21 protein-coding genes are annotated in these 24,684 nt (G+C 62.4%); 10 read left to right on the forward strand and 11 right to left on the reverse strand.

The window, feature by feature from the left end; genetic code table 11:
• Positions 1 to 102: 102 nt before the first annotated feature.
• Together ACVWZ5_RS14985 and ACVWZ5_RS14990 are read right to left on the reverse strand one after the other, a co-directional pair.
• Complete coding sequence (locus tag ACVWZ5_RS14985; protein WP_084940932.1) at positions 103 to 990, reverse strand: lysophospholipid acyltransferase; 888 nt, start codon at positions 988 to 990, stop codon at positions 103 to 105.
• A gap of 41 nt (positions 991 to 1,031) precedes the next feature.
• Positions 1,032 to 1,583 (reverse strand): DNA-3-methyladenine glycosylase I, encoded by a 552-nt coding sequence (locus ACVWZ5_RS14990; RefSeq protein WP_028690044.1) that lies wholly within the window; start codon positions 1,581 to 1,583, stop codon positions 1,032 to 1,034.
• 83 nt (positions 1,584 to 1,666) lie between these two features.
• Here ACVWZ5_RS14990 and glyQ point away from each other — a divergent pair, with 83 nt between their 5' ends.
• From glyQ to ACVWZ5_RS15010, 4 genes are all read left to right on the forward strand, one after another.
• Complete coding sequence (gene glyQ / locus ACVWZ5_RS14995) at positions 1,667 to 2,614, forward strand: glycine--tRNA ligase subunit alpha (RefSeq protein ID WP_011531473.1); 948 nt, start codon at positions 1,667 to 1,669, stop codon at positions 2,612 to 2,614.
• Entirely contained in the window at positions 2,611 to 4,665 is a 2,055-nt protein-coding gene (gene glyS, locus ACVWZ5_RS15000) for a glycine--tRNA ligase subunit beta (protein WP_301140139.1), read from the forward strand. The genes glyQ and glyS overlap by 4 nt, the downstream gene beginning before the upstream one ends.
• A gap of 4 nt (positions 4,666 to 4,669) precedes the next feature.
• Complete coding sequence (gene gmhB / locus ACVWZ5_RS15005) at positions 4,670 to 5,197, forward strand: D-glycero-beta-D-manno-heptose 1,7-bisphosphate 7-phosphatase (RefSeq protein WP_096049048.1); 528 nt, start codon at positions 4,670 to 4,672, stop codon at positions 5,195 to 5,197.
• A 65-nt stretch (positions 5,198 to 5,262) separates the two neighbouring features.
• Positions 5,263 to 6,033, forward strand: a complete 771-nt coding sequence (locus ACVWZ5_RS15010) for a lysophospholipid acyltransferase family protein (RefSeq protein WP_028690041.1) — start codon at positions 5,263 to 5,265, stop codon at positions 6,031 to 6,033.
• Positions 6,034 to 6,305: 272 nt separating this feature from the next.
• Here the strand turns inward: ACVWZ5_RS15010 and ACVWZ5_RS15015 are convergent, their stop codons facing one another.
• Both ACVWZ5_RS15015 and ACVWZ5_RS15020 read right to left on the reverse strand, forming a co-directional pair.
• Positions 6,306 to 7,925 carry an MFS transporter gene (locus ACVWZ5_RS15015; protein ID WP_028690040.1) on the reverse strand — a complete coding sequence of 540 codons (1,620 nt, stop codon included), beginning with the start codon at positions 7,923 to 7,925 and terminating at the stop codon, positions 6,306 to 6,308.
• Positions 7,926 to 8,022: 97 nt separating this feature from the next.
• Positions 8,023 to 9,672 (reverse strand): GMC family oxidoreductase, encoded by a 1,650-nt coding sequence (locus ACVWZ5_RS15020; protein ID WP_258800628.1) that lies wholly within the window; start codon positions 9,670 to 9,672, stop codon positions 8,023 to 8,025.
• A gap of 174 nt (positions 9,673 to 9,846) precedes the next feature.
• Between ACVWZ5_RS15020 and ACVWZ5_RS15025 the strand changes: the two genes are divergently transcribed.
• On the forward strand, positions 9,847 to 10,734 hold the full coding sequence (locus ACVWZ5_RS15025) for a LysR family transcriptional regulator (protein ID WP_028690038.1): 888 nt from the start codon (positions 9,847 to 9,849) through the stop codon (positions 10,732 to 10,734).
• Here ACVWZ5_RS15025 and ACVWZ5_RS15030 read toward each other — a convergent pair.
• Genes ACVWZ5_RS15030 through ACVWZ5_RS15040 form a run of 3 tightly spaced genes read right to left on the reverse strand, consistent with a single transcriptional unit; the run spans position 10,723 to position 13,744 of the window.
• On the reverse strand, positions 10,723 to 11,541 hold the full coding sequence (locus ACVWZ5_RS15030) for a sulfite exporter TauE/SafE family protein (protein WP_260270666.1): 819 nt from the start codon (positions 11,539 to 11,541) through the stop codon (positions 10,723 to 10,725). The genes ACVWZ5_RS15025 and ACVWZ5_RS15030 overlap by 12 nt on opposite strands.
• Positions 11,538 to 12,818: an NAD(P)/FAD-dependent oxidoreductase gene (locus ACVWZ5_RS15035; RefSeq protein WP_457340711.1), complete on the reverse strand. Its 1,281-nt coding sequence runs from the start codon at positions 12,816 to 12,818 to the stop codon at positions 11,538 to 11,540. The genes ACVWZ5_RS15030 and ACVWZ5_RS15035 overlap by 4 nt, the downstream gene beginning before the upstream one ends.
• Positions 12,819 to 12,859: 41 nt before the next feature.
• Positions 12,860 to 13,744, reverse strand: a complete 885-nt coding sequence (locus ACVWZ5_RS15040; RefSeq protein ID WP_096049051.1) for an MBL fold metallo-hydrolase — start codon at positions 13,742 to 13,744, stop codon at positions 12,860 to 12,862.
• A gap of 245 nt (positions 13,745 to 13,989) precedes the next feature.
• Between ACVWZ5_RS15040 and ACVWZ5_RS15045 the strand changes: the two genes are divergently transcribed.
• Entirely contained in the window at positions 13,990 to 15,288 is a 1,299-nt protein-coding gene (locus tag ACVWZ5_RS15045; protein ID WP_325927202.1) for a sigma-54 interaction domain-containing protein, read from the forward strand.
• Positions 15,289 to 15,362: 74 nt separating this feature from the next.
• Here the strand turns inward: ACVWZ5_RS15045 and gyrB are convergent, their stop codons facing one another.
• From gyrB to dnaA, 4 genes are read right to left on the reverse strand one after another with little or no spacing between them, the layout of a single operon-like run.
• Positions 15,363 to 17,783 carry a DNA topoisomerase (ATP-hydrolyzing) subunit B gene (gene gyrB, locus ACVWZ5_RS15050; protein ID WP_084940915.1) on the reverse strand — a complete coding sequence of 807 codons (2,421 nt, stop codon included), beginning with the start codon at positions 17,781 to 17,783 and terminating at the stop codon, positions 15,363 to 15,365.
• Between the two features lie 4 nt (positions 17,784 to 17,787).
• Entirely contained in the window at positions 17,788 to 18,891 is a 1,104-nt protein-coding gene (recF, locus tag ACVWZ5_RS15055) for a DNA replication/repair protein RecF (protein ID WP_084940913.1), read from the reverse strand.
• Between the two features lie 15 nt (positions 18,892 to 18,906).
• Positions 18,907 to 20,010: a DNA polymerase III subunit beta gene (gene dnaN, locus ACVWZ5_RS15060; RefSeq protein WP_028690031.1), complete on the reverse strand. Its 1,104-nt coding sequence runs from the start codon at positions 20,008 to 20,010 to the stop codon at positions 18,907 to 18,909.
• A 40-nt stretch (positions 20,011 to 20,050) separates the two neighbouring features.
• On the reverse strand, positions 20,051 to 21,577 hold the full coding sequence (dnaA, locus tag ACVWZ5_RS15065; RefSeq protein ID WP_062360044.1) for a chromosomal replication initiator protein DnaA: 1,527 nt from the start codon (positions 21,575 to 21,577) through the stop codon (positions 20,051 to 20,053).
• Positions 21,578 to 22,158: 581 nt separating this feature from the next.
• On the opposite strand from dnaA, the gene rpmH reads away from it, so the two are divergent.
• From rpmH to yidC, 4 genes are read left to right on the forward strand one after another with little or no spacing between them, the layout of a single operon-like run.
• Positions 22,159 to 22,293, forward strand: coding sequence for a 50S ribosomal protein L34 (rpmH, locus tag ACVWZ5_RS15070; protein WP_003253163.1), 135 nt, complete (start codon positions 22,159 to 22,161; stop codon positions 22,291 to 22,293).
• A 13-nt stretch (positions 22,294 to 22,306) separates the two neighbouring features.
• The gene (gene rnpA, locus ACVWZ5_RS15075; RefSeq protein ID WP_011536515.1) at positions 22,307 to 22,708 is read left to right on the forward strand and encodes a ribonuclease P protein component; all 402 of its coding nucleotides are present in this window, start codon (positions 22,307 to 22,309) and stop codon (positions 22,706 to 22,708) included.
• The gene (yidD, locus tag ACVWZ5_RS15080; RefSeq protein ID WP_011536514.1) at positions 22,701 to 22,946 is read left to right on the forward strand and encodes a membrane protein insertion efficiency factor YidD; all 246 of its coding nucleotides are present in this window, start codon (positions 22,701 to 22,703) and stop codon (positions 22,944 to 22,946) included. Before rnpA ends, yidD begins: the two co-directional genes overlap by 8 nt.
• A gap of 2 nt (positions 22,947 to 22,948) precedes the next feature.
• Positions 22,949 to 24,631, forward strand: coding sequence for a membrane protein insertase YidC (yidC, locus tag ACVWZ5_RS15085; RefSeq protein ID WP_457340712.1), 1,683 nt, complete (start codon positions 22,949 to 22,951; stop codon positions 24,629 to 24,631).
• Positions 24,632 to 24,684 lie beyond the last annotated feature (53 nt).

Below are 24,684 nucleotides of genomic sequence, written 5' to 3' on the forward strand. Positions count from 1 at the left end.
CTTTGCAGCCCATCGCGACACAAGGCCGCTCCTACAGGCGACCGCAATCCCCTGTAGGAGCGGCCTTGTGTCGCGAAAGGGGCGCAAAGCGCCCTCAGATTCTCAATACCAGCGTGTTTCCCCAGCCGGACGCTTCTTGAAACGCTTCATGCTCCACATGTACTGGCTCGGGTACTCGCGCACATAACGCTCGACCACCTTGCTCATGGCCGCCGCCGACACGGTCACATCCTCGCTGTACATCTCTTCCGGCGCCGCCTCCAGGAACACCTTGAAGCCCGAGCCATCCGGCAGCCGCAGGGCATGCAGGAACACCCCGACCGCCTTGCCGCCGGCCAGCATGTTCGGCACGAACTTGCTGGTCAGCGCCTGGGTGCCCAGGAACGGCACGAACACACCCGCCGACTCGGCCGGCTCCGGATCGGCCGGAATCCCCACCTGCCCACCCCGGCGCACTTCCTTGATCACGCTGAGGATGCCTTCCTTGGTCGAAGGCGCCACGCGGTTGCCCATCTGCACCCGCTGTTCACGCAGCAGGTCATCCACAGCCTTCAGCTTCGGCGGGCGGTAGAAGATGATCGGTTTGCACTGGTTGCAATAGAAGTGGTTGAGCACTTCCCAGTTGCCCAGGTGGCTGGTGATGCCCACCACGCCCTTGCCCGAGGCCAGGGCCTGTTCCAGCACTTCCAGGCCGTGCACTTCCTTGACCAGCTCCAGCGAGCGCTGCGGCGGCCAGATCCAGGCACAGGCGCTCTCGACGAACGACTTGCCGATGTCCTTCAACGCACGGCCAACCAGCTGCTCGCGTTCGACCGGGTCCATCTCCGGGAAACACTTGGCCAGGTTGATCCGCACGACATTGCGCGAGCCATTGGGGATTTTCCACATCAGCCAGCCGATACCGGCGCCTACGCGCTGCACAGCGCCCCAGGGCAGCTTGGCAAACAGGCGCAGCACCCCGACCATCAGGGCGCCCTTGAACTTTTCCACAGGCGAATTCCTTATTTCAGCAAGGCGCGCATTGTACCCCGTCAGCGCACCAGCGCGGCGTAGCGATCGCAGTCGGTGGTGTGGTCCATGACCATGCCGGTGGCCTGCATGAAGGCGTAGCAGATGGTCGGCCCGACAAAGGTGAAACCGGCCTTTTGCAGGGCCTTGCTCATGGCCTTGGCCTCGTCGGTGACCGCCGGCACGTCGCCGCGGCCCTGGAAATGATTGATCTTCGGCGCGCCGCCGACGAACGACCACAGCCACTGCGCCGGGTTATCCACAGCCAGCCAGGCCAGGGCGTTGCGGCGCACGGCCTTGAGCTTGAGACGATTGCGGATGATGCCGGGGTCCAGCATCAGCTCCTCGATGCGCTCATCGCTCAGGCGCGCCAGCTTCACCGGGTCGAAGCCATCCAGCACCTGGCGATAGCGTTCGCGTTTCTTCAATACCGTGATCCACGACAACCCCGCCTGGAACCCTTCGAGCAAAAGCATCTCGAAGAGCAACGCCGGGTCGTGCTGCGGCGTTCCCCACTCGTGGTCGTGATAGGCCTGGTACAACGGATCGTCGGAACACCAAAAGCAGCGTGGCATAAGGCTCCAATAACGTAGAGGGCGAGGCGAATCGGGTATACTCCCGCTCTTTACATCCGCATCCCCAGATACAGGTGAATTTCGTGAGCCAGCCTACGCCAGCCGTGCGTACCTTCCAAGACCTGATCCTCGCCCTGCAGAACTACTGGGCCGAGCAAGGTTGTGTGGTGCTTCAGCCCTACGATATGGAAGTAGGCGCCGGCACTTTCCACACCGCTACCTTCCTGCGCGCCGTCGGCCCGGAGACCTGGAACGCCGCCTACGTGCAGCCCAGCCGTCGCCCTGCCGACGGGCGGTATGGCGAAAACCCCAACCGCCTGCAGCACTACTACCAGTTCCAGGTGGTGCTCAAGCCGAACCCGGCCAACTTCCAGGAGCTGTACCTCGGCTCGCTGAAAGCCATCGGCCTGGATCCGCTGGTTCACGACATCCGCTTCGTCGAAGACAACTGGGAATCGCCGACCCTCGGCGCCTGGGGCCTGGGTTGGGAAATCTGGCTGAACGGCATGGAAGTGACCCAGTTCACCTACTTCCAGCAGGTCGGTGGCATCGAGTGCTACCCGGTTACCGGTGAGATCACCTACGGCCTGGAGCGCCTGGCCATGTACCTGCAGGGCGTGGACTCGGTCTACGACCTGGTATGGGCCGACGGCCCGTTCGGCAAGGTCACCTACGGCGACGTGTTCCACCAGAACGAAGTGGAGCAGTCGACCTACAACTTCGAGCACGCCAACGTCGAGAAGCTGTTCGAGCTGTTCGACTTCTACGAAAGCGAAGCGAACCGCCTGATCAAGCTGGACCTGCCGCTGCCGACCTACGAAATGGTCCTGAAGGCCTCGCACACCTTCAACCTGCTGGACGCCCGCCGCGCCATCTCGGTGACCGAGCGCCAGCGCTACATCCTGCGCGTGCGTACCCTGGCCAGGGACGTGGCGCAAAGCTATCTGCAAGCCCGCGCACGCCTGGGCTTCCCGATGGCCTCTCCCGAACTGCGTGACGAAGTGTTGGCTAAGCTGGAGGCTGCACAATGAGTGCTCAAGATTTCCTGGTTGAACTGGGCACTGAAGAGCTGCCACCGAAGGCCCTCGCCAGCTTGGGCGACGCGTTCCTCGCCGGCATCGAGAAAGGCCTGCAGGCCGCCGGCCTGAACTACACCGGCAAGCAGGTCTACGCCGCGCCGCGCCGTCTGGCCGTGCTGATCCGCCAGCTGGACGTGCAGCAGCCGGACCGCAGCATCAACATCGACGGCCCTCCCGTGCAGGCCGCGTTCAACGCCGAAGGCCAGCCGACCCAGGCCGCCCTGGGCTTTGCCAAGAAGTGCGGCGTGGAGCTGTCGGACATCGACCAGAGCGGCCCCAAGCTGCGCTTCTCCCAGCACATTCCGGGCAAGGCCACCGCCAGCCTGCTGCCGACCATCGTCGAGGATTCGCTCAACGACCTGCCGATCCCCAAGCGCATGCACTGGGGCGCCAGCCGTGAAGAGTTCGTGCGCCCGACCCAGTGGCTGGTGATGCTGCTGGGCGACCAGGTGGTCGACTGCACCCTCCTGGCCCAGAAGGCCGGCCGTGAATCCCGTGGCCACCGCTTCCACCACCCGGAAAACGTACTCATCACCACCCCTGCCAACTACGTCGAGGACCTGCGCAAGGCCCACGTGCTGGCCGACTTCGCCGAGCGTCGCGAGCTGATCAGCAAGCGTACCGCCGAGCTTGCCATGCAGCAGGAAGGCACGGCCATCGTGCCGCCGGCGCTGCTGGACGAAGTGACCGCCCTGGTCGAGTGGCCGGTGCCGCTGGTGTGCTCGTTCGAGGAGCGTTTCCTCGAGGTGCCGCAGGAAGCCCTGATCACCACCATGCAGGACAACCAGAAGTACTTCTGCCTGCTGGACAGCGAAGGCAAGCTGCTGCCGCGCTTCATCACCGTGGCCAATATCGAGAGCCGCGATCCGAAGCAGATCGTGCAGGGTAACGAGAAGGTCGTGCGCCCACGACTGACCGACGCCGAGTTCTTCTTCAAGCAGGACAAGAAGCAGCCGCTGGAAAGCTTCAACGAGCGCCTGAAGAACGTGGTGTTCCAGGCTCAGCTGGGCACCGTGTTCGACAAGGCCGAGCGCGTTTCCAAGCTGGCCGCCTTCATTGCCCCGTACATCGGCGGCAGCGCCGCCAACGCCGGCCGTGCCGGCCTGCTGTCCAAGTGCGACCTGGCCTCGGAAATGGTCGGTGAATTCCCTGAAATGCAGGGCATCGCCGGCTACTACTACGCCCTCAACGACGGCGAGCCGCAAGACGTCGCCCTGGCGCTGAACGAGCAGTACATGCCGCGCGGCGCCGGCGCCGAGCTGCCGCAGACCCTCACCGGTGCCGCCGTGGCCATCGCCGACAAGCTCGACACCCTGGTCGGCATCTTCGGCATCGGCATGCTGCCCACCGGCAGCAAGGACCCGTACGCCCTGCGTCGGGCCGCCCTGGGCGTGCTGCGTATCCTGATCGAAAAGCAGCTGGACCTGGACCTGGCCGTCGCGGTCGAGTTCGCGGTCAAGCAGTTCGGTGCCAAGGTCAAGGCCGCCGGCCTGTCCGAGCAGGTGCTGGAGTTCGTCTTCGACCGCCTGCGCGCGCGCTATGAGGACGAGGGCATCGACGTCTCCACCTACCTGTCGGTGCGTGCCCTGAAGCCGGGCTCGGCGCTGGACTTCGACCAACGCGTGCAGGCCGTGCAGGCCTTCCGCAAGCTGCCGGAAGCCGAAGCCCTGGCCGCGGCGAACAAACGCGTATCGAACCTGCTGGGCAAGGCCGAAGGCGCCATCGCCGACCAGGTCGAGCCGAAGTACTTCGACAACGCCAATGAGTTCTCCCTGTACTCGGCCATCCAGCAGGCCGACCAGGCCGTGCAACCGATGGCGGCCGCGCGTCAGTACAGCGAGGCCCTGGCCCGCCTGGCTGCCCTGCGTGACCCGGTCGACGCCTTCTTCGAGGCGGTGATGGTCAACGCCGAGGATGCCAAGGTGCGCGCCAACCGTTATGCCCTGCTCAGCCGCCTGCGCGGTCTGTTCCTGGGCGTGGCCGATATCTCGCTGCTGGGGTGAGTCGTTGAAACTGCTGATCCTTGATCGAGACGGAGTGATCAACCACGACTCCGACGCCTACATCAAGTCGCTGGAGGAGTGGATCCCCATTCCTGGCTCGATCGAGGCCATCGCGCAGTTGAGCAAGGCAGGCTGGACGGTGGCGGTTGCCACCAACCAGTCCGGCATTGCCCGCGGCTACTACCCGCTGGAAACCCTCGAGGCCATGCATGCGCGCCTGCGCGCGCTGGTGGCCGAGCAGGGCGGCGAGGTCGGCCTGATCGTGCATTGTCCGCACGGCCCGGACGAGGGCTGCGACTGCCGCAAGCCCAAGCCCGGCATGCTGCGGACAATCGCCGAGCACTACCAGGCACCGCTGGCCGGCGTATGGTTCGTCGGTGACAGCAAAGGTGACCTGGAGGCGGCCCTGGCCGTCGATGCACAACCCGTGTTGGTAAAAACCGGCAAGGGCGAAAGGACCCTGGAAAAAGGTGTCCCGCAAACTACACTGATTTTCGACGATCTGGCAGCCATCGCCAGAGAACTTATTTAAATGAGTGCGCCAGGACCGGCGCACTTTTCATTAGGCGGGCACGCCCCGCAACGGTACATGCCACTATGTCGATCCTGCAGGCGATCAGAATCTTTCTTTTTTACCTGCTGTTGGGCACCAGTTCGCTGCTGTGGTGCTCGCTGAGCTTCTTCGTCGCGCCTTTCCTGCCGTTCCCCAAGCGCTACAAGTTCATCAACGTGTACTGGTGCCGCTGCGCGCTGTTCCTGGTGCGGACGATCCTGCGTATCGACTACAAGGTCACCGGCGCCGAGAACGTGCCTGACGTGCCCTGCGTGATCCTGTCGAACCACCAGAGCACCTGGGAGACATTCTTCCTCTCGGCGTACTTCTCGCCGCTGAGCCAGGTGCTCAAGCGCGAGTTGCTGTACGTGCCGTTCTTCGGCTGGGCCATGGCCATGCTGCGACCGATCGCCATCGACCGGAAGAACCCGAAGGAGGCCCTGCGCCAGGTTGCCAGCCAGGGCGACGAACTGCTCAAGCAGGGTACCTGGGTGCTGATCTTCCCCGAAGGCACCCGCGTGCCGCATGGGCAGATGGGCAAGTTTTCCCGCGGCGGCACCGCGCTGGCGGTGAATGCCGGCCTGCCGGTATTGCCGATCGCCCACAATGCCGGCAAGTTCTGGCCGCGCGAAGGCTGGGGCAAGCGCCCGGGCACCATCGAGGTGGTGATTGGCGAGCCGATGTATCCGGAGGGGACAGGCCCGCGTGCCATCGCCGAGCTCAACGACCGTGCCCAGGCATGGAACGAGGCGGCTCAACGCGCCATGGGTTCGCTGCCGCCAGCGGCGGAAAAACCCGAGCAGCAGCCTGCCTGACGTTCTGTGGATAACTTGTTAGCAATTTTTGGATTAAGCGTCTTAAAACATAGCTAAGTGATTGAATTAGCTATTTATTTCCTTGTATGACGTTTTTTCGAAAATCGTGCATAAGTTTTTTCCCGCGATAAAAAAACCGGCTTTTACGCCGGTTTTTTTATAGGTTGATCGCTTTGATCGAGTCGTGGGAGCGGGCTTGCCCCGCGATGGCGTCCTCAGTGCTGGCGACATCGCGGGGCGAGCCCGCTCCCACGTTGTATCCCTCTCAATCCTCACACCTTGTCGATATCCACATCCCGGGTCTCTTTCAGGCAGAAGATCCCCACCACCAGGCTCACCCCGGTGATCAGCACCGGGTACCAAAGCCCATAGAAGATGTCCCCGGTGTACACCACCAACGCGAACGAAACCGTCGGCAGGAAGCCGCCGAACCAACCGTTGCCGATGTGGTAGGGCAGCGACATCGAGGTGTAGCGGATGCGCGTCGGGAACAGCTCCACCATCACCGCCGCCAACGGCCCGTAGGTCATGGTGGCGATCAGGATCATGGCGACGATCAGCACCACCACCATCACCTGGTTCACCTGCGCAGGATCCGCCTTGGCCGGGTAGCCGGCGCTATCGATGGCACTGCGCATGGCCGTTTCGTCGAAGCCATTGATGGTCTTGTCGCCGATGCTGACGATCACCTCGCTGCCGGCGACACTCACCGAGCTGTAGGGCAGGCCCTGCTTGACCAGGAAAGTCTTGACCTTGTCGCATGGGCTGTCGAAGCGTGCCTTGCCCACCGGATCGAACTGGAAGGTGCAGCCCTTGGGATCGGCGGTGACGACGATCGGCGCCTGGCGACTGGCGGCGTCGATCTGCGGATTGGCGTAATGGCTCAGGGCCTTGAACAGCGGGAAGTACAACACCGTCGCCAGCAAAAGGCCAAGCATCAGGATCGGCTTGCGCCCGACCCGGTCCGATAGCCAGCCGAAGAACACGAAGAACGGCGCACCGATCACCACGCTGATGATCAGCAGGGTGTTGGCCTGGGCCGGGTCCATCTTGAGCATCTGGGTCATGAAGAACAACACATAGAACTGCGCGGTGTAGAAGGTCACCGCTTGCCCGGCATTGATGCTGAACAGTGCCGTGAGCACAACCTTCAGGTTCGGCCAGGAGGTGAACGACTCGCGGATCGGCGACTTGCTCACCTTGCCCTGGGCCTTCATTTTCACGAAGGCCGGCGACTCATGCATGCTCATGCGGATCCAGGTGGAAATCGCCAGCAGCACGATCGACAGCAGGAACGGCAGGCGCCATCCCCAGGTTTCGAACTGGTCGCCACTGATGTAGCGGCTGGCCAGGACGACGGTCAGCGACAACAGCAGGCCCAATGTGGCAGTGGATTGGATGAAGCCGGTGTGGAAACCACGTTTGCCATGAGGCGCGTGCTCGGCGACATAGGTGGCCGCGCCGCCGTATTCACCGCCCAACGCCAGGCCCTGGAGCATGCGTAGCACCACCAGGATGATCGGCGCGGCGATACCGATGCTGGCGTAGGTGGGCAACAGGCCCACGGCGAAGGTCGACAAGCCCATCAGCACGATGGTCACCAGGAAGGTGTACTTGCGCCCGATCATGTCGCCCAGCCGGCCGAACACCAGCGCGCCGAACGGGCGCACCAGGAAGCCGGCGGCGAAGGCCATCAGGGCGAAGATGAAGGCGGTGGTGTCGTTGACCCCCGCGAAGAACTGCTTGCTGATGACCGCGGCCAACGCGCCGTAGAGAAAAAAGTCATACCACTCGAACACCGTCCCGAGGGATGACGCGAAAATGATCTTGCGCTCTTCACGACGGCTTGGGCTGCTCGCCGCCGCCCCCTGTTCCTGGATGTAATCCGACATCGTTGCTGTCCTCGGCCCGCGGGCCACAGTGATTATTCTTGTTGTTCCACTGCCGGCGACTTGCGACCACAAGCCACCGCTGTTGCAAACACCCGGGTCAGGGCGTCGGTATCGCGCTGGCGTCACTGAGGTTGGTCTGGGTATTGGCCCCCTTGAGGATCAGTTGTGCCGCCTTCTCGGCAATCATCAACGTGGGTGAACAGGTATTGCCGGAGACGATCTGCGGCATGATCGAGGCGTCGGCCACGCGCAGGCCGGGAATGCCATGCACGCGCAGCTGGTTATCCACAACGTCCAGCGCGCCACTGCCCATGCGGCAGGTGCCCACCGGGTGGAAGATGGTGGTGCCGATCTGGCCGGCGGCCTGGTGCAGGTCGTCCTCGCTCTGCAAGGCGGGGCCTGGCAAATATTCGCGAGGATCGAAGGCCGCCAGGGCAGGGGCCTGGACAATGCGCCGGGTGAGGCGGATGGCCTCGGCGGCGACGCGCAGGTCTTCGGGCTCGCTCAGGTAGTTGGGGTCGATCAGCGGCACGGCATTCATGTCCGCCGAGCGGATGTCGATGCGTCCACGGCTCGCCGGGCGCAGGTTGCACACCGAGGCGGTGAACGCCGGGAAGCGATGCAGCGGCTCGCCGAAGCGGTCCAGCGACAACGGCTGCACGTGGTATTGCAGGTTGGCCGTTGCCTGCTCGGGGCCTGAACGGGCGAAGGCGCCCAGCTGGCTCGGCGCCATGGCCAACGGGCCACTGCGGTCGTAGGCGTAGCGCAGGCCCATGCCCAGCTTGCCCCACAGGCTGTTGGCCATCTGATTGAGGGTGCGGGTGTTGCGGACCTGATAGATCAGGCGCAGTTGCAGGTGATCCTGCAGGTTGCCGCCAACCCCGGGCATCTCATGGCGAACTCCGATACCCAAGCCTTCGAGCAGCTTGCGCGGGCCGATGCCGGAGCGTTGCAGAATGCCGGGGGAGCCCACGGAGCCCGCGCACAGGACGATCTCGCGACGAGCGGCGAACTCATGCCAGGCGCCTTGCCACAAGGCCTTCACCGCCCGGGCGCGGGTGTTGTCGAGCAGCACCTGGTCGACCTGTACGCCCGTCAACACTGTCAGGTTGGGGCGCTTGAGGATGGGCCTGAGAAACGCCTTGGCCGAGTTCCAGCGCACACCGCTGCGCTGATTGACCTGAAAATATCCACAGCCAGCGTTGTCGCCCATGTTGAAGTCGTCGACCTTGGCGATGCCACTCTGCTCGGCGGCGTCGCGGAAGGCATCGAGGATCGGCCAGCTGTAGCGCTGCTGCTCCACCCGCCATTCCCCCTCGGCGCCGTGGCTGTCGCTGGCGCCGGCGAAGTGGTTCTCGCAGGCCTTGAACAAGGGCAGCACATCCTTCCACGCCCAGCCGTCGTTGCCTAGCTCGGCCCAGCGGTCGTAGTCGGCGGCCTGGCCACGCATGTAGATCATGCCGTTGATCGACGAGCAGCCGCCCAGCACCTTGCCCCGTGGATAACCCAGGCTGCGACCGTTCAGGCCGGGCTGGGCCTCGGTCTTGAAGCACCAGTCGGTGCGTGGATTGCCGATGCAGTAGAGGTAACCGACGGGGATGTGAATCCAGGGATAGTTGTCACGGCCGCCCGCCTCGAGCAGCAATACGCGGCACGAAGGGTCGGCGGACAAGCGGTTGGCCAGTAGGCAACCGGCGGGACCGGCTCCCACGACCACATAGTCGTAGACAGGATCGGCTGATGGCATGTGCAACCTCGCGCCTGATTATTATTCTTGTCCCGATCCATCTTATTGATTAATTTCGCCGAGGAAACACGAGATTTCGCGCAGCCGTTGTGCGTTTTAGCACAGCGACTATCTGATTGTGGGAGCGGGCTTGCCCCGCGATGGCTTCAACAGCCAGCACTTCCAAGGACGCCCATGTTCGACTGGAACGATCTGCGGTTTTTCCTCGAGTTGCAGCGCAGCGGCCGCCTGCTTACCGCCGCCAAGCGCCTCAACACCACCCACAGCACCGTGGCCCGGCACATCGAGAGCATCGAAAAGCACCTGGGTACCGCGCTGTTCGTCCAGCACGCCCAGGGCTATGAACTCACACCTTCCGGCCAGGCCCTGCTCAAGCACGCCGAGGCCATGGAGAATGTCGCCCTGCTGGCGCAGGAGGAAATCACCCAGGCCATCACGCCACTGGGCAAGATCCGCCTGGGAGTGACCGAAGGCATCGGCATCATGTTCTTCACCCCGCGCATGAAAGCGTTGTTCCAGCGCTACCCGGGGCTTGAAGTGGAACTGGTGGCAGTGCCACGGTTCGTCAGCATCCTCAACCGCGAAGCCGAGATCAGCATTCACCTGGAACGCCCCAACGCCGACCTGCTGATCACCCGCAAGCTCACCGACTATCGCCTGGCCCTGTATGCCAGCCAAGACTACCTGGACCGCGCACCACCGCTGCACAGCCGCGAAGACCTGGCCCGGCACAGCTGGATCGGCTATGTCGACGACCTGCTGTTCAGCCAGGAGCTGCTGTTCCTCAACAGTTTCTGCCGGGCGCCCACCGTGGTGTTCCGCAGCACCAGCGTGATCGCCCAGCAGCACGCCGCACAGGCCGGGCTGGGCATCGCCGTGCTGCCCAACTACATGGCCCGCCACGATCCGAAGCTGGTGCGCGTGCTGCCCAGCGAGACCATCCAGCGCAGCTACTGGATCTGCACCCGCCGCGAGCTGCACAAGTCGGTACGCCTGCGAGTGGTGTGGGACTACCTGCTGGCGCTCTGCGCCGCCGAGCAGGACGAGTTGCTAGCCGAGTAGCGCCTTGCCGGCCAGCAACACCGCAGCGCCACAACCCACCACCGCGAACAGCTGCTGCAGGCGCGGGCCGGCCAGCTTGCTCGCCAACGGCCGCGCCAGCAGCAAACCCAGCACCGCCCCCACGGCGAACGGCGCCGCGACCCACCAGTGCATCACGCCCGCTACGCTGGCGCTGATCACGCTACCGGTGGACACCAGGGCAATCACCGCCAACGAAGTGGCGACGATGCTTTTCATGTTCAGGTTGGTATAGCGGTTCAGTGCCGGGATGATCACGAAACCACCACCGACACCCAACAGGCCTGACAGCAACCCCGACAGCATCCCGGTGAACGCCAGTGCCCGGGCGCAGGGCAGGGTCCAGCGCAATCTTCCCTGCAGCGGGTTGAGCACGCAGGGCATGATCTCCCGCTCCCCACAGGGCGACTCGCCGCGCAGTTCACGCGCGGCCTTGCGCCAGATCCGCAGGCAGGCGTACACCAGCACCCCGGCGAACACCAAGGCCAACGGCGTGTTGGGCAAACGATGGGCGAGCATCAGGCCGAACGGCGCGCAGGCAATTCCGATCACCGCGATGAACGCGGCCGCCCGATAGCGCACCAGCCCTTGGCGCAGGCCGAGCACCGCCCCAACCGCCGCCGCCAGCCCTACGGCCAGCAGACCGATCGGCGCCGCCTCGACCATGCTCAGTCCCAGGCCGAACACCAGCAGCGGCACCGCCAGGATGCCACCGCCGGCGCCGGTCAGCGCCAGCACCGCGCCAATGATCGCGCCGAGCCCGGCGCCCAGCAGTTGGTGTTCGATCACTGCTGCGCCTCGACCACCAGAGGTTGCGGCCGGGCCAGCCATTCACGGCCCTTGAGCATGGCCTTCCAGTACAGCGGCGGCAGGATCTGCGCCTTGAGCAACCAGGCCAGGCGGGTTGGCTTGCGGCCATCGAGCAGCCATCGCGGGAAGCTCGGCGCCACCTTGCCGCCATAGGTGAACTCGGCCAGGACGATCTTGCCGCGCTGCACCGTCAACGGGCAGGAACCGTAGCCATCGTACTGGGCCAGGGTCGACAGCCGACCGAGTGCCACCAGCACATTGTTGGCCACCACCGGCGCCTGCTTGCGGGCGGCGGCGGCGGTCTTGGCGTTGCTGGTATTGGCCACGTCACCCAACGCGTGGACATTGCCGAACTGGCGATGACGCAAGGTATGCGGGTCGACATCCACCCAGCCCGCCGCATCGGCCAGCGGGCTCTGGCGGATGAAGTCAGGCGCCACCTGGGGCGGCACCACATGCAGCATGTCGAAAGCCTCGACCCGGGTCTCGGTGCTGCCGTCGGCGAGGGTGCGGATAAACGTGGCGCGCTTGTTCGGACCATCCACCGCAGTCAGGCGATGCTGGTAGTTCAGGTCCACGCCGTACTTGTCGATGTAGCTCATCAGCGCCGGCACATAGTCCGGCACGCCAAACAGCACCGCCCCGGCATTGAAGAAGCTGGCCCTGACATTGCCCAGGCGCCCCTTGCGCAACCAGTGATCACAGGACAGGTACAGCGCCTTCTGCGGCGCACCAGCGCATTTGATCGGCATCGGCGGCTGGGTGAAGAGGGCGCGCCCCTGCTTGAGGTTCTGTACCAGTTGCCAAGTGTAGGGCGCCAGGTCATAGCGGTAGTTGGAGGTGACACCGTTGCGCCCGAGGGTCTCGCTCAAACCCTCGATGGCGTTCCAATCGAGTTTCAATCCCGGGCAGACCACCAGTTGCTCATAGCTGACCGCACGCCCGTCCTCGAGCACGACCAGTTGCCCCTGAGGGTCGAAGCCCTCCACCCGCGCCTTGATCCAGCGCACGCCACGGGGCAGGGTGGCCGCCATGGTCTGGGCGGTGCTCGGCGCCTTGAAAACACCTGCACCGACCATGGTCCAGCCAGGCTGGTAGTAGTGCACGTCGGCAGGGTCGATCAGGGCAATGTCCAGCGACGGATCACGGGCGATCAGGCTGGACGCGGTGGCGATACCAGCGGCACCGGCGCCGACAATCACCACCTTGTGGTGGTCGGCACGGGAGGAATCGGCAGGGGACAGCAAGGCAGGCATGGCGGTGTTCCTTGGAAATCTCGTTATGGGTACGGCGTGGCTTACAGCTTGTTCAGCGGGATCTTCAGGTAGCTCACACCGTTGGCTTCAGGTTCGGGGAATTGCCCGCTGCGCATGTTGATCTGCACCGACGGCAGGATCAGCACGGGCATGTCGAGGGTCTTGTCACGGGCTTCGCGCATTTGCACGAAGCTGTCTTCGCTGACCCCTTCATGGATATGGATGTTGTCGGCGCGTTGCTCGGCCACGGTGGTGACGAAGCGCAGCTCACGGCCACCGGGCAGGTAGTCGTGGCACATGAACAGCCGGGTCTGGTCGGGGAAGGCGAGCAGGCGACGGATCGACTGGTACAGGGTTCTCGCGCTGGCGCCCGGAAAGTCGCAACGGGCGGTGCCGTAGTCAGGGGTGAACAAGGTGTCGCCGACGAACACAGCGATCTCGCCCGCATCCTCGACCATGTAGCTCATGCACGCCGGGGTATGCCCAGGGGTGTGCAGGGCACGGGCATGCAGGTTGCCGATGCGAAATCCCTCCTCATCTTCGAACAGGACGTCGAACTGGCTGCCGTCGCGGGCAAAACCCGGCTCGGCGTTGAACAGGGTGCCGAAGACTTTCTGCACCTGGGTGATCTGCGCGCCGATCGCGATGCTGCCGCCAAGCCGCTCCTTGAGGTAGGCCGCCGCAGACAGATGGTCGGCGTGCACATGGGTATCCAGGATCCATTGCACCTTGGCATCCAGCGCCTCGACGCGGGCGATCAGCTTGTCCGCCGAATCGGTGCAGGTGCGCCCGGACTTGGGGTCGTAGTCCAGCACGCTGTCGATCAGCGCGCATTGGCGCGTCTCGCCATCCATGACCAGGTAGCTGATGGTCCAGGTCGCCTTGTCGAAGAATTCTTCGACGTGAAGGTTGTTGCCGATGATCATTGCACTCTCCAGTTATCCACCGGGCCTCCTTGAAGGCATAGGCAGTGGAGGGTGCTTTATCAAGATACATGCCAGCCTTTCAGATAGGACGCCGTCCCTTGCAGGAGCGGCCTCGTGCCGCGATGGCTGCGCAGCAGCCCCATTACAGCCAGCCAAAGGTGACAGTTCCTGGCAGTCGACTGTCAGCCGATGGCAGTGTTTGGCAGTCCTTGCTACCCTCGCCAGGTCCTTCACCTGGTGCTGTCATGCTAGCCGCTTCCCATCCCGCGATCCTCGCGCTGGTGTCCTACCTCGAACACGATGTGCTGCCCAGCATCGTGCTGGATACCGACTACAACATCCTGGCTGCCAACGCGGCGTACCGTCGCCAGTTCGGCAACGAGGAGCACGCGCCGATCGGCGAAAAATGCCACCGTGTCTCGCACCACTATGCCGTGCCCTGCGACCAGGCCGGGGAGCATTGCCCGCTGCGCAAGTCGCTGGACAGCAAAGTGCCCGAGCGCGTGCTACATATCCATCACACCCCGCGAGGGCCGGAACATGTGGATGTAGAGCTGCGCCCGATCCTCGATGACATGGGCAGGGTGGTGGCCTTCGTCGAACGCCTGACCAGCGTCACCCTGGCATCGGCACAACCTCAACAACAGGGGTTGGTTGGCCGGGCGCCAGCCTTCAAGACCGCCGTGGCCAGTTTGCAACGTGCAGCCCCTGCGCAGATTCCGGTATTGCTCCAGGGCGAGTCGGGCACGGGCAAGGAGCTGTTCGCCCGCGCCTTGCACCTGGGCAGCCCCCGAGCCAATGGCCCCCTGGTGGTGGTGGACTGCACCGGGCTGACCGAGTCGTTGTTCGAGAGTGAACTGTTCGGCTATGAGAAGGGCGCCTTCACCGGCGCGACTCAACGCAAGATCGGCCTGGCCGAGGCTGCTCACGGTGGCACCCTGTTCCTCGATGAGATCGGTGAAGTACCGCTGGCGATGCAGGTGAAACTGCTGCGCCTGATCGAATCCGGCAGCTTCCGTCCGGTCGGCAGCACGCGCACGGTCCATTCGGATTTCCGCCTGGTCTCGGCCACGCACAAGCCCTTGAAGGAGATGGCCGCCGAAGGGACGTTTCGCGAAGACCTGTATTACCGCATCAGCGGATTCCCGATTCGCCTGCCATCGCTGCGTGAGCGAGTCGAGGATTTACCGTTGCTCTGTGAGAGTCTGCTGCAACGCATGGCCGGCAAGCACTCGCCCAAGGTAACTGCCGAAGCACTCGCTTGCCTCAACCTGCATACATTCCCAGGCAACATTCGCGAGCTCAGAAACATCTTGGAGCGCGCGCGATTGTTTGCTGATGATGGGCTGATTCGTCCCGAACATCTTCCGGAGGATATCCACCCGACTGTAAGACAGACAGGTGTTCGGGGACGTAAGAACGAAATGGCCGATCTGGCCCATGCCCTGGAAACTTTCAGCGGTTCCCGAAGTGAATTGGCCGATCACCTCGGGATGAGCGAACGCACGTTGTACCGCCGACTTAAAGCATTGGGGATTTCGTAGTTCCACGTGGAACATTCATGAAGGTAAAAAAAAAGCCAATCCCTTGGGATTGGCTTTCTTTTACTACCCGCAGATCAGAAGTCCAGGTTGGACACCGACAGCGCGTTGCTTTCGATGAAGTCGCGACGCGGTTCAACCGCATCCCCCATCAGGGTGTTGAACAGCTGATCGGCGGCGATGGCGTCCTCGATGGTCACCTTGAGCATGCGGCGCACGGTCGGGTCCATGGTGGTTTCCCACAGCTGGTCCGGGTTCATCTCACCCAGCCCTTTGTATCGCTGGATGGTGTGGCGCTTGGTGCTCTCGTTCATCAGCCAGTCGAGGGCTTCCTTGAACTCGGTGACCGCCTTGCGACGTTCGCCACGCTGAACATAGGCTCCGTCACCCAGCAAGGTACCCAGCTTTTCACCCAGGGCAACGACTGTCTTGTAGTCATTGCTACCGAAGAAATCACGGTTGAAGGTGACATAGCTGGCCAAACCGTGGGAGGTCGTTTCAACGACAGGCAGCCAGAGGTTGCGCTCCTTGTCCTCGTGCAAGTCGGCCTTGTAAGCCAGACCAGAACGCTGGTTGTTATCCAGACGCTGCTGGAACGCCTTCAGCCAGACATCCATCTGCGCCTTATCGGCCAGTTGCTCGAGGGAAACCTTTGGCAGGTAGATGAAGTGCTCGGTCAGCTCTTCCGGGTACAAGCGCGACAGACGCTTGAGGGTCTTCATCACGGCGCGGAAATCGTTGACCAGCGCCTCAAGCTGTACGCCGGAAACGGCTGGCGCGGACTCGTCCAGGTGCAGGCTGGCATCTTCCAGGGCCGACTGGGTCATGTACTCTTCCATGGCCTCGTCGTCCTTGATGTACTGCTCCTGCTTGCCTTTCTTCACCTTGTACAGCGGCGGCTGGGCGATATAGATGTAGCCACGCTCGACCAGCTCCGGCAGCTGACGGAAGAAGAAGGTCAGCAGCAGGGTACGGATGTGCGAACCGTCGACGTCAGCATCGGTCATGATGATGATGTTGTGATAACGCAGCTTGTCGATGTTGTACTCTTCACGGCCGATGCCACAACCCAGTGCGGTGATCAGCGTGCCGACCTCCTGGGAAGAGATCATCTTGTCGAAGCGCGCTTTCTCGACGTTGAGGATCTTGCCCTTGAGCGGCAGGATCGCCTGGGTGCGACGGTTGCGGCCTTGCTTGGCCGAACCACCCGCGGAGTCACCCTCCACCAGGTACAGTTCGGAAAGGGCAGGGTCCTTCTCCTGGCAGTCGGCCAGTTTGCCCGGCAGGCCGGCGATGTCCAGCGCGCCTTTGCGGCGAGTCATCTCACGGGCTTTACGCGCCGCTTCACGGGCACGAGCTGCGTCGATCATCTTGCCGACCACCGCCTTGGCTTCGTTGGGGTTCTCCAACAGGAAGTCGGCGAAGTACTTGTTCATCTCCTGTTCCACGGCGGTCTTCACCTCCGAGGAAACCAGCTTGTCCTTGGTCTGCGAGCTGAACTTCGGATCCGGCACCTTGACCGAGATGATCGCGGTCAGACCCTCACGGGCGTCGTCACCGGTAGTGGCGACCTTGTTCTTCTTCGCCAGGCCTTCCTGCTCGATGTAGCTGTTAAGGCTACGGGTCAGCGAGGAACGGAAGCCGACCAGGTGGGTACCACCGTCGCGCTGGGGAATGTTGTTAGTGAAGCACAGCAGGTTTTCGTTGAAGCTGTCGTTCCACTGCAGGGCGACTTCGACACCCACGCCATCGTCACGCTGGACGTTGAAGTGGAAGACCTGGGAGTTGACCGGGGTCTTGTTGGTGTTCAGGTATTCAACGAATGCGCGCAGGCCGCCTTCGTACTTGAAGAACTCTTCCTTGCCGCTGCGCTCGTCCTTCAGCAGGATGCCGACACCCGAGTTGAGGAACGACAGCTCGCGGATACGCTTGGCGAGAATGTCCCAGCTGAAATGGATGTTCTTGAAGGTTTCAGCCGAAGGCTTGAAGTGAATGTGGGTACCGGTGGTTTCGCTTTCACCGACAACCGCCATCGGCGCCTGTGGCACGCCATGGACGTAGGTCTGTTCCCAGATCTTGCCGCTACGACGAACGGTGAGCACCAGTTGCTCGGACAGGGCGTTCACCACCGAGACACCTACGCCGTGCAGACCGCCGGATACCTTGTAGGAGTTGTCGTCGAACTTACCGCCGGCGTGCAGCACGGTCATGATGACCTCGGCCGCGGAAACGCCTTCTTCTTTATGCACGTCGACCGGAATACCACGGCCATTGTCACGGACGCTGATGGATTCGTCCGGGTGAATGATGACGGTGATGTCATCGCAGTGCCCGGCCAGGGCTTCGTCGATCGAGTTGTCGACCACCTCGAATACCATGTGGTGCAGGCCGCTGCCGTCATCGGTGTCGCCAATGTACATGCCGGGACGCTTGCGTACGGCATCCAGCCCTTTCAGCACCTTGATGCTGGAGGAGTCGTACGTTTGATTTTCGCTCATGCCTTCACTCCCGATGGTCGTGGGTCTGGGTGATACGGCCTTGTTCCACGTGGAACAAGGCGACTGGCGTTTCCGTCTGCCAGCCTTCCCTCAGAAATTCGTGGTCTACACAGGTGATGAACACCTGGCAGTTCAATTCTTCAAGCAAGCGGCACAGTGCGAGGCGGTGCTGCTCGTCCAACTCGGACGGCAAGTCATCCACCAGATAAATACACTGACCGCGACGAACCTGGCTGACCAGATGTCCCTGGGCGATGCGCAGGGCACAGACCACCAGCTTCTGCTGCCCCCGCGAGAGGATGTCGGCCGCGTTGTTCGCGCCCAATCGCAGGCGCAGATCGGCACGTTGTGGCCCGGCCTGGGTATGGCCCATCTGCTGATCGCGAAGGAGAGAGGTTGCGAGGACTTCGTTGAGTTCCCGGTCCTTGTCCCAACCTCGGTAGTAGCTCAGGGTCAGCCCGTCCAGTTCGACCAGCTCGCTCAGGGTACGCTCGAAGACAGGCTTCAAGGCCTTGATGTAGTTGCGACGGTATTCATCTATTTCCGCACTGGCGAGACATAACTCCCGATCCCAGGCGGCTTGCGAAACGGCATCAAGTGTACCATGCCGCAGCCATGAGTTCCGCTGCCGCAGGGCCTTCTGCAGGCGCTGCCAGGTCGCCATGAAGCGAGGTTCCACGTGGAACACGCCCCAATCGAGGAACTGCCGGCGCACCTTGGGCGCACCTTCGAGCAGGCGGAAACTGTCCGGGTTGATCAGTTGCAGGGGCAGCATCTCGGCCAGTTGCGCGGCGCTGCGCGCATTCTGTCCGTCGATACGAATGGTGAAATCACCCTGCCGCTCCCGTGAAACACCCAGGTTGCTGGTACCGCCTTCGGCCAGTTCGACCTGACCGAACACGGTGCAGGTCGGCTGCTCGTACTGAATCACCGGGTTCAACCGGGTGCTGCGGAACGAGCGGGCGAGCCCCAGCAGGTGCACGGCTTCGAGCACGCTGGTCTTGCCGCTGCCGTTGGCGCCGTAAAGGATGTTGATGCGGGGGGAGGGTGAGAGGGTCACCGGGTGCAGGTTGCGCACCGCGGTGACCGAGAGACGTCGAAGGGACATGTCGCCTGCTATGGGTTACAGACGCATCGGCATGACAACGTAGGACGAATCGTCATTGCCGGCTTCCTGCAACAGGGCGCTGCTATTGGAGTCGGACAGAATCAGGCGAACCTGTTCGGTGGTCATGACGCCCAGCACATCCAGCAGGTAGCTGACGTTGAAACCGATCTCCAGCGAGCTGCCGTTGTAGTCGACGCTGATCTCTTCTTCCGCTTCTTCCTGCTCCGGGTTGTTGGCCTGGATCTTCAGCTGGCCGGCGGCCAGTTGCAGACGGATACCGCGGTACTTCTCGTTGGACAGGATCGCGGTACGGCTGAACGCCTCGCGCAGCGCCTGGCGATCACCGATCACCAGCTTGTCGCCGCCCTTGGGCAGGACACGCTCGTAGTCCGGGAACTTGCCGTCTACCAGCTTGGAGGTGAAGGTGAACTCACCGGTGGTGGCGCGAATGTGATGCTGGCCCAGGACGATGCTGACCATGCCTTCCGGATCGGTGAGCAGGCGCGCCAGCTCGAGGATACCCTTGCGTGGCACGATGACCTGGTGACGGTCAGCCTGACCGATCGGTGCCTGCATGGCGCACAGCGCCAGACGGTGACCGTCGGTGGCGACGGCGCGCAGGGTGTCGGTGGAGACTTCCAGCAGCATGCCGTTGAGGTAGTAGCGCACATCCTGCTGGGCCATGGCGAAGCTGGTGCGCTCGATCAGGCGGCGCAGCTTGCTCTGTTCGAGGTTGCAGGTCAGCGAGCCCGGGCCTTCTTCCACGGTCGGGAAGTCGTTGGCCGGCAGGGTGGACAGGGTGAAACGGCTGCGGCCGGCCTTGACCAGCAGCTTCTGCTCGTCGACCTTGATGTCGACCAGCACATCGCTGGGCAGGCTCTTGCAGATGTCCATCAGCTTGCGCGCCGGAACGGTGATCTCGCCCGGCTCCGCAGGCTCTTCCAGCTGGACGCGGCCAACCAGTTCGACTTCCAGGTCGGTACCGGTCAACGACAGTTGCTGGCCTTGCACGACCAGCAGGACGTTGGACAGGACCGGCAAGGTCTGGCGGCGCTCGACGACGCCTGCGACCAGTTGCAGGGGTTTCAACAGGGCTTCGCGTTGAATGGTGAAATGCATGGTCTAGTCCCTTGCCTTCAATTAGCTGCGCTGACGGCCATCAGGTCGTCAGCGTGCGCAGCAGGTTCTTGTAGTCCTCGCGGATGTCCGCGTCGGATTCCTTCAATTCGTTGATCTTGCGGCAGGCGTGCAGCACGGTGGTGTGGTCGCGGCCGCCGAACATGTCGCCGATCTCCGGCAGGCTGTGGTTGGTCAGCTCTTTCGACAACGCCATGGCTACCTGGCGTGGACGCGCCACGGAGCGCGACCGTCGCTTGGACAGCAGATCGGAGATCTTGATCTTGTAGTACTCGGCCACGGTGCGCTGGATGTTATCCACACTGACCAGCTTGTCCTGCAGCGCCAGCAGATCCTTGAGCGATTCTCGGATCAGCTCGATGGTGATGTCGCGGCCCATGAAGTGCGAGTGGGCGATCACCCGCTTCAGGGCGCCTTCGAGCTCACGCACGTTGGAGCGGATCCGCTGGGCGATGAAGAACGCGGCATCGTGCGGCAGCTCGACCTTGGCCTGGTCGGCCTTCTTCATCAGGATCGCCACGCGGGTTTCCAGCTCCGGCGGCTCGACGGCCACCGTCAGGCCCCAGCCGAAGCGGGACTTCAGGCGCTCTTCCAGGCCTTCGATTTCCTTCGGGTAGCGGTCGCTGGTGAGGATCACCTGCTGGCCGCCCTCGAGCAGGGCGTTGAAGGTATGGAAAAACTCTTCCTGGGAACGCTCCTTGCGGGCAAAGAACTGGATGTCATCGATCAGCAACGCATCGACCGAACGGTAGAAACGTTTGAATTCGTTGATCGCGTTCAGCTGCAGCGCCTTGACCATGTCGGCGACGAAGCGCTCCGAATGCAGGTAGACCACCTTGGCATTCGGGTTCTTCTTCAGCAGGTGGTTACCCACAGCGTGCATCAAGTGTGTCTTACCCAGGCCGACGCCACCATAAAGGAACAGTGGGTTGTAGCCGTGCTTGGGGTTGTCGGCCACCTGCCAGGCCGCGGCGCGAGCCAGTTGGTTCGACTTGCCTTCGACGAAGGTTTCGAAGGTGAAGGTGCGGTTCAGGTAGCTGGTGTGCTTCAGGGCACCCTCGACCTGCACCGTGCGCTGCTCGGTGCGACCGCTGGCAACCGGAGCGCTCGCGATCTCGGCCATGCTGTCGAAGCTGTCACGCGAAGAGGGCTCCTCGACTTCGGCCACCTGCGCCGGCTCCACCACAGGTGCGCTGACAGGCTCGAGTGCAGGCGCCGCCTGCTGTACCTGCGCCTGTTGCGCGAGGGTTGCCGCGACGGCGGCACTGACAGGGGCGTTGGGTGCGGCACGGGCTGCGGAACTGCGCCGGCTGCCTATTAATAAGGAAAGGGCAGGTGCGATACCGCTGCCCTGTTCACCCAGCAGTTCGAGCAGGCGGCCAAGGTACTTTTCATTGACCCAGTCGAGCACGAAGCGGTTGGGCGCATAGACGCGCAACTCGTCGCCTTCGGCTTCGACCTGTAGCGGACGGATCCAGGTGTTGAATTGCTGGGCAGGCAGCTCATCGCGCAGAAGCTCCACGCACTGCTGCCAAAGTTCCACTGACACGGATATCCCCTGAGTTGAAAGCCGGATGAGGCAAAAACAAACCGCCATTGTACCGGGCGGGCGATCAGTTATCCACACGTGACGCCACCCACTATCAAGGTAAATCCGCCAAAAAACGACTTGAATACCCTTCACCCACTGTTGATAAGCCCTGTGGATAACGGCACATGAGGGCTATGCACAACCCTGGGTTCTGGTCTGTGGATAAATCACCTGTGGATAAAACACCTGTTCCCGCACAGGTTTTCCTCATGCGGGACACAGACAGAACACTCCTTACCGACAAGGTTGTGATTTTCTGTACAGTACGTCAATCGTGGCCTTGAGCAGGTTATCCACAGAAGGTTATCCACCTAAGATCTATAAGTTCTTCAGAAAAGCTTTTTATATGCCTCTTCTGTTTTTTTGATTTGCCCGCTTTCAGGTTAGCCAGGTCGACAGGATGCCCATCGACCTGGCTCGACCTTCCATAAGGAAAGGCTGGTTGGAAATTGACCTATCGGCTTGCTTTCTCTAGAATCGCCGATCTCTTAAAAAGGGGGCCCTTCCGGCCCGTTGTCGACCAACCCAGGTAACACGCCATGAAACGTACTTTCCAACCAAGCACCATCAAGCGCGCCCGCACCCACGGTTTCCGTGCCCGTATGGCTACCAAGAACGGCCGTGCCGTTCTGTCGCGTCGCCGTGCCAAAGGCCGTAAGCGTCTGGCCATTTGATTTTTCGGTACAGGTGGTGAGTCAGGACTTCAGTCGGGACAAGCGACTGCTTACACCCCGGCATTTCAAAGCGGTCTTCGACTCCCCAACCGGCAAGGTTCCAGGGAAAAACCTGCTTATCCTTGCCCGCGAGAACGGCCTCGATCATCCACGCCTCGGCCTGGTGATCGGCAAGAAGAGCGTCAAGCTCGCCGTTCAACGCAATCGCCTGAAACGCCTGATGCGCGATTCGTTCCGCCTGAACCAGCAGATGTTGGCCGGGTTGGATATCGTGATCGTTGCACGCAAGGGGTTGGGCGAAGTGGAAAACCCAGAATTGCACCAACACTTTGGCAAGCTCTGGAAGCGACTGGTCCGCAGTCGGCCCTCTCCAGCGGTCGCCGATTCCGCAGGGGTAGACAGTCACAATGCGTAAACTGGCCCTCGTTCCGATCCAGTTCTACCGTTACGCCATCAGTCCACTGATGGCCAGTCACTGTCGTTTCTATCCCAGCTGTTCCTGTTACGCCTATGAAGCCATCGAAAACCATGGCCTCTTGCGTGGTGGGTGGCTGGCCGTTCGTCGCCTGGGGCGTTGTCATCCGTGGAACGACGGCGGTTTCGATCCCGTTCCACCTGCTCCTTCCTCCCGAACTTCTTCGATAGCCGAGTAATCATGGATATTAAACGCACGATCCTGATCGTCGCCCTGGCAATCGTGTCCTATGTCATGGTCCTCAAGTGGAACCAGGACTATGGCCAGGCTGCCCTGCCGACTCAGAATGCTGCTGCCAGCAATGCTGCCCCGGCCCTGCCGGACACCGTGCCGGCCGGCAACGCCGGTGCCAGCGCCGATGTGCCGAGCGCCAATGCTGAATCCAGCCCTGCTGAACTGGCGCCGGTCGCGGCCAGCAAGGACCTGATCCGGATCAAGACCGATGTCCTGGACCTGGCTATCGACCCGGTCGGTGGTGACATCGTCCAGCTGAACCTGCCGAAGTACCCACGTCGCCAGGACCATCCGGACATTCCGTTCCAGCTGTTCGACAACGGCGGCGAGCGCGTGTACCTGGCCCAGAGCGGCCTGACCGGTACCAACGGCCCGGACGCCCGCGCCACGGGTCGCCCGCTGTACGCCGCGCAGCAGAAGAGCTTCCAGCTTGCCGACGGCCAGGACCAGATGGTCGTGGACCTGAAGTTCAGCGAGAACGGGGTCAACTACATCAAGCGCTTCAGCTTCAAGCGCGGTGAGTACGACCTGACCGTCAGCTACCTGATCGACAACCAGAGCGGCCAGGCCTGGAGCGGCAACATGTTTGCCCAGCTCAAGCGCGACGCCAGCTCCGACCCGTCCTCGAGCACCGCGACCGGTACGGCCACCTACCTGGGCGCCGCCCTGTGGACAGCTTCCGAGCCGTACAAGAAAGTGTCGATGAAAGACATCGACAAAGGCAGTTTGAAAGAAAATGTGACCGGCGGCTGGGTCGCCTGGCTGCAGCACTACTTCGTTACCGCCTGGATTCCGAGCAAATCGGACAACAACGCCGTCCAGACCCGCAAGGACAGCCAGGGCAACTACATCATCGGCTACACCGGCCCTGCGCTTAACGTCCCTGCCGGCGGCAAGGTCGAAACCAGCGCCATGCTGTATGCAGGTCCGAAGATCCAGTCCAAGCTCAAGGAACTGTCCCCGGGCCTGGAACTGACCGTCGACTACGGTTTCCTGTGGTTCATCGCCCAGCCGATCTTCTGGCTGCTGCAACATATCCACAGCCTGCTCGGCAACTGGGGCTGGTCGATCATCGTCCTGACCATGCTGATCAAGGGCCTGTTCTTCCCGCTGTCGGCCGCCAGCTACCGCTCGATGGCGCGCATGCGTGCCGTGGCGCCGAAACTGGCTCAGCTCAAGGAACGCTTCGGTGACGATCGCCAGAAGATGTCCCAGGCGATGATGGAGCTGTACAAGAAAGAGAAGATCAACCCGCTGGGCGGCTGCCTGCCGATCCTGGTGCAGATGCCGGTGTTCCTGGCCCTGTACTGGGTACTGCTGGAAAGCGTAGAGATGCGCCAGGCCCCGTGGATGCTGTGGATCACCGACCTGTCGATCAAGGATCCGTTCTTCATCCTGCCGATCATCATGGGCGCTACCATGTTCATCCAGCAGCGTCTGAACCCGACCCCGCCGGATCCGATGCAGGCCAAGGTGATGAAAATGATGCCGATCATCTTCACCTTCTTCTTCCTGTGGTTCCCGGCCGGTCTGGTGCTGTACTGGGTTGTGAACAACTGCCTGTCGATCGCACAGCAGTGGTACATCACCCGCAGTATCGAGGCAGCGACCAAGAAAGCTGCCGCTTGACGGGCAAGCCTGTTTGCCTGTGAATAAAAACGCCCCCTAGTGGGGCGTTTTTG

It is taken from the genome of Pseudomonas sp. TE6283, assembly GCF_054060555.1.

What these genes read in the sequence shown, in the direction of transcription:
- rpmH (WP_003253163.1), top strand. Translation starts at nt 22,159, where the DNA reads ATGAAACGTACTTTCCAACCAAGCACCATCAAGCGCGCCCGCACCCAC.
- ACVWZ5_RS15010 (WP_028690041.1), top strand. Translation starts at nt 5,263, where the DNA reads ATGTCGATCCTGCAGGCGATCAGAATCTTTCTTTTTTACCTGCTGTTG.
- yidC (WP_457340712.1), top strand. Translation starts at nt 22,949, where the DNA reads ATGGATATTAAACGCACGATCCTGATCGTCGCCCTGGCAATCGTGTCC.
- recF (WP_084940913.1), bottom strand. Translation starts at nt 18,891, where the DNA reads ATGTCCCTTCGACGTCTCTCGGTCACCGCGGTGCGCAACCTGCACCCG.
- ACVWZ5_RS15020 (WP_258800628.1), bottom strand. Translation starts at nt 9,672, where the DNA reads ATGCCATCAGCCGATCCTGTCTACGACTATGTGGTCGTGGGAGCCGGT.
- ACVWZ5_RS15040 (WP_096049051.1), bottom strand. Translation starts at nt 13,744, where the DNA reads ATGATCATCGGCAACAACCTTCACGTCGAAGAATTCTTCGACAAGGCG.
- ACVWZ5_RS15035 (WP_457340711.1), bottom strand. Translation starts at nt 12,818, where the DNA reads ATGCCTGCCTTGCTGTCCCCTGCCGATTCCTCCCGTGCCGACCACCAC.
- yidD (WP_011536514.1), top strand. Translation starts at nt 22,701, where the DNA reads ATGCGTAAACTGGCCCTCGTTCCGATCCAGTTCTACCGTTACGCCATC.
- dnaN (WP_028690031.1), bottom strand. Translation starts at nt 20,010, where the DNA reads ATGCATTTCACCATTCAACGCGAAGCCCTGTTGAAACCCCTGCAACTG.
- ACVWZ5_RS15025 (WP_028690038.1), top strand. Translation starts at nt 9,847, where the DNA reads ATGTTCGACTGGAACGATCTGCGGTTTTTCCTCGAGTTGCAGCGCAGC.
- ACVWZ5_RS15015 (WP_028690040.1), bottom strand. Translation starts at nt 7,925, where the DNA reads ATGTCGGATTACATCCAGGAACAGGGGGCGGCGGCGAGCAGCCCAAGC.
- ACVWZ5_RS15045 (WP_325927202.1), top strand. Translation starts at nt 13,990, where the DNA reads ATGCTAGCCGCTTCCCATCCCGCGATCCTCGCGCTGGTGTCCTACCTC.
- ACVWZ5_RS14990 (WP_028690044.1), bottom strand. Translation starts at nt 1,583, where the DNA reads ATGCCACGCTGCTTTTGGTGTTCCGACGATCCGTTGTACCAGGCCTAT.
- gyrB (WP_084940915.1), bottom strand. Translation starts at nt 17,783, where the DNA reads ATGAGCGAAAATCAAACGTACGACTCCTCCAGCATCAAGGTGCTGAAA.
- glyS (WP_301140139.1), top strand. Translation starts at nt 2,611, where the DNA reads ATGAGTGCTCAAGATTTCCTGGTTGAACTGGGCACTGAAGAGCTGCCA.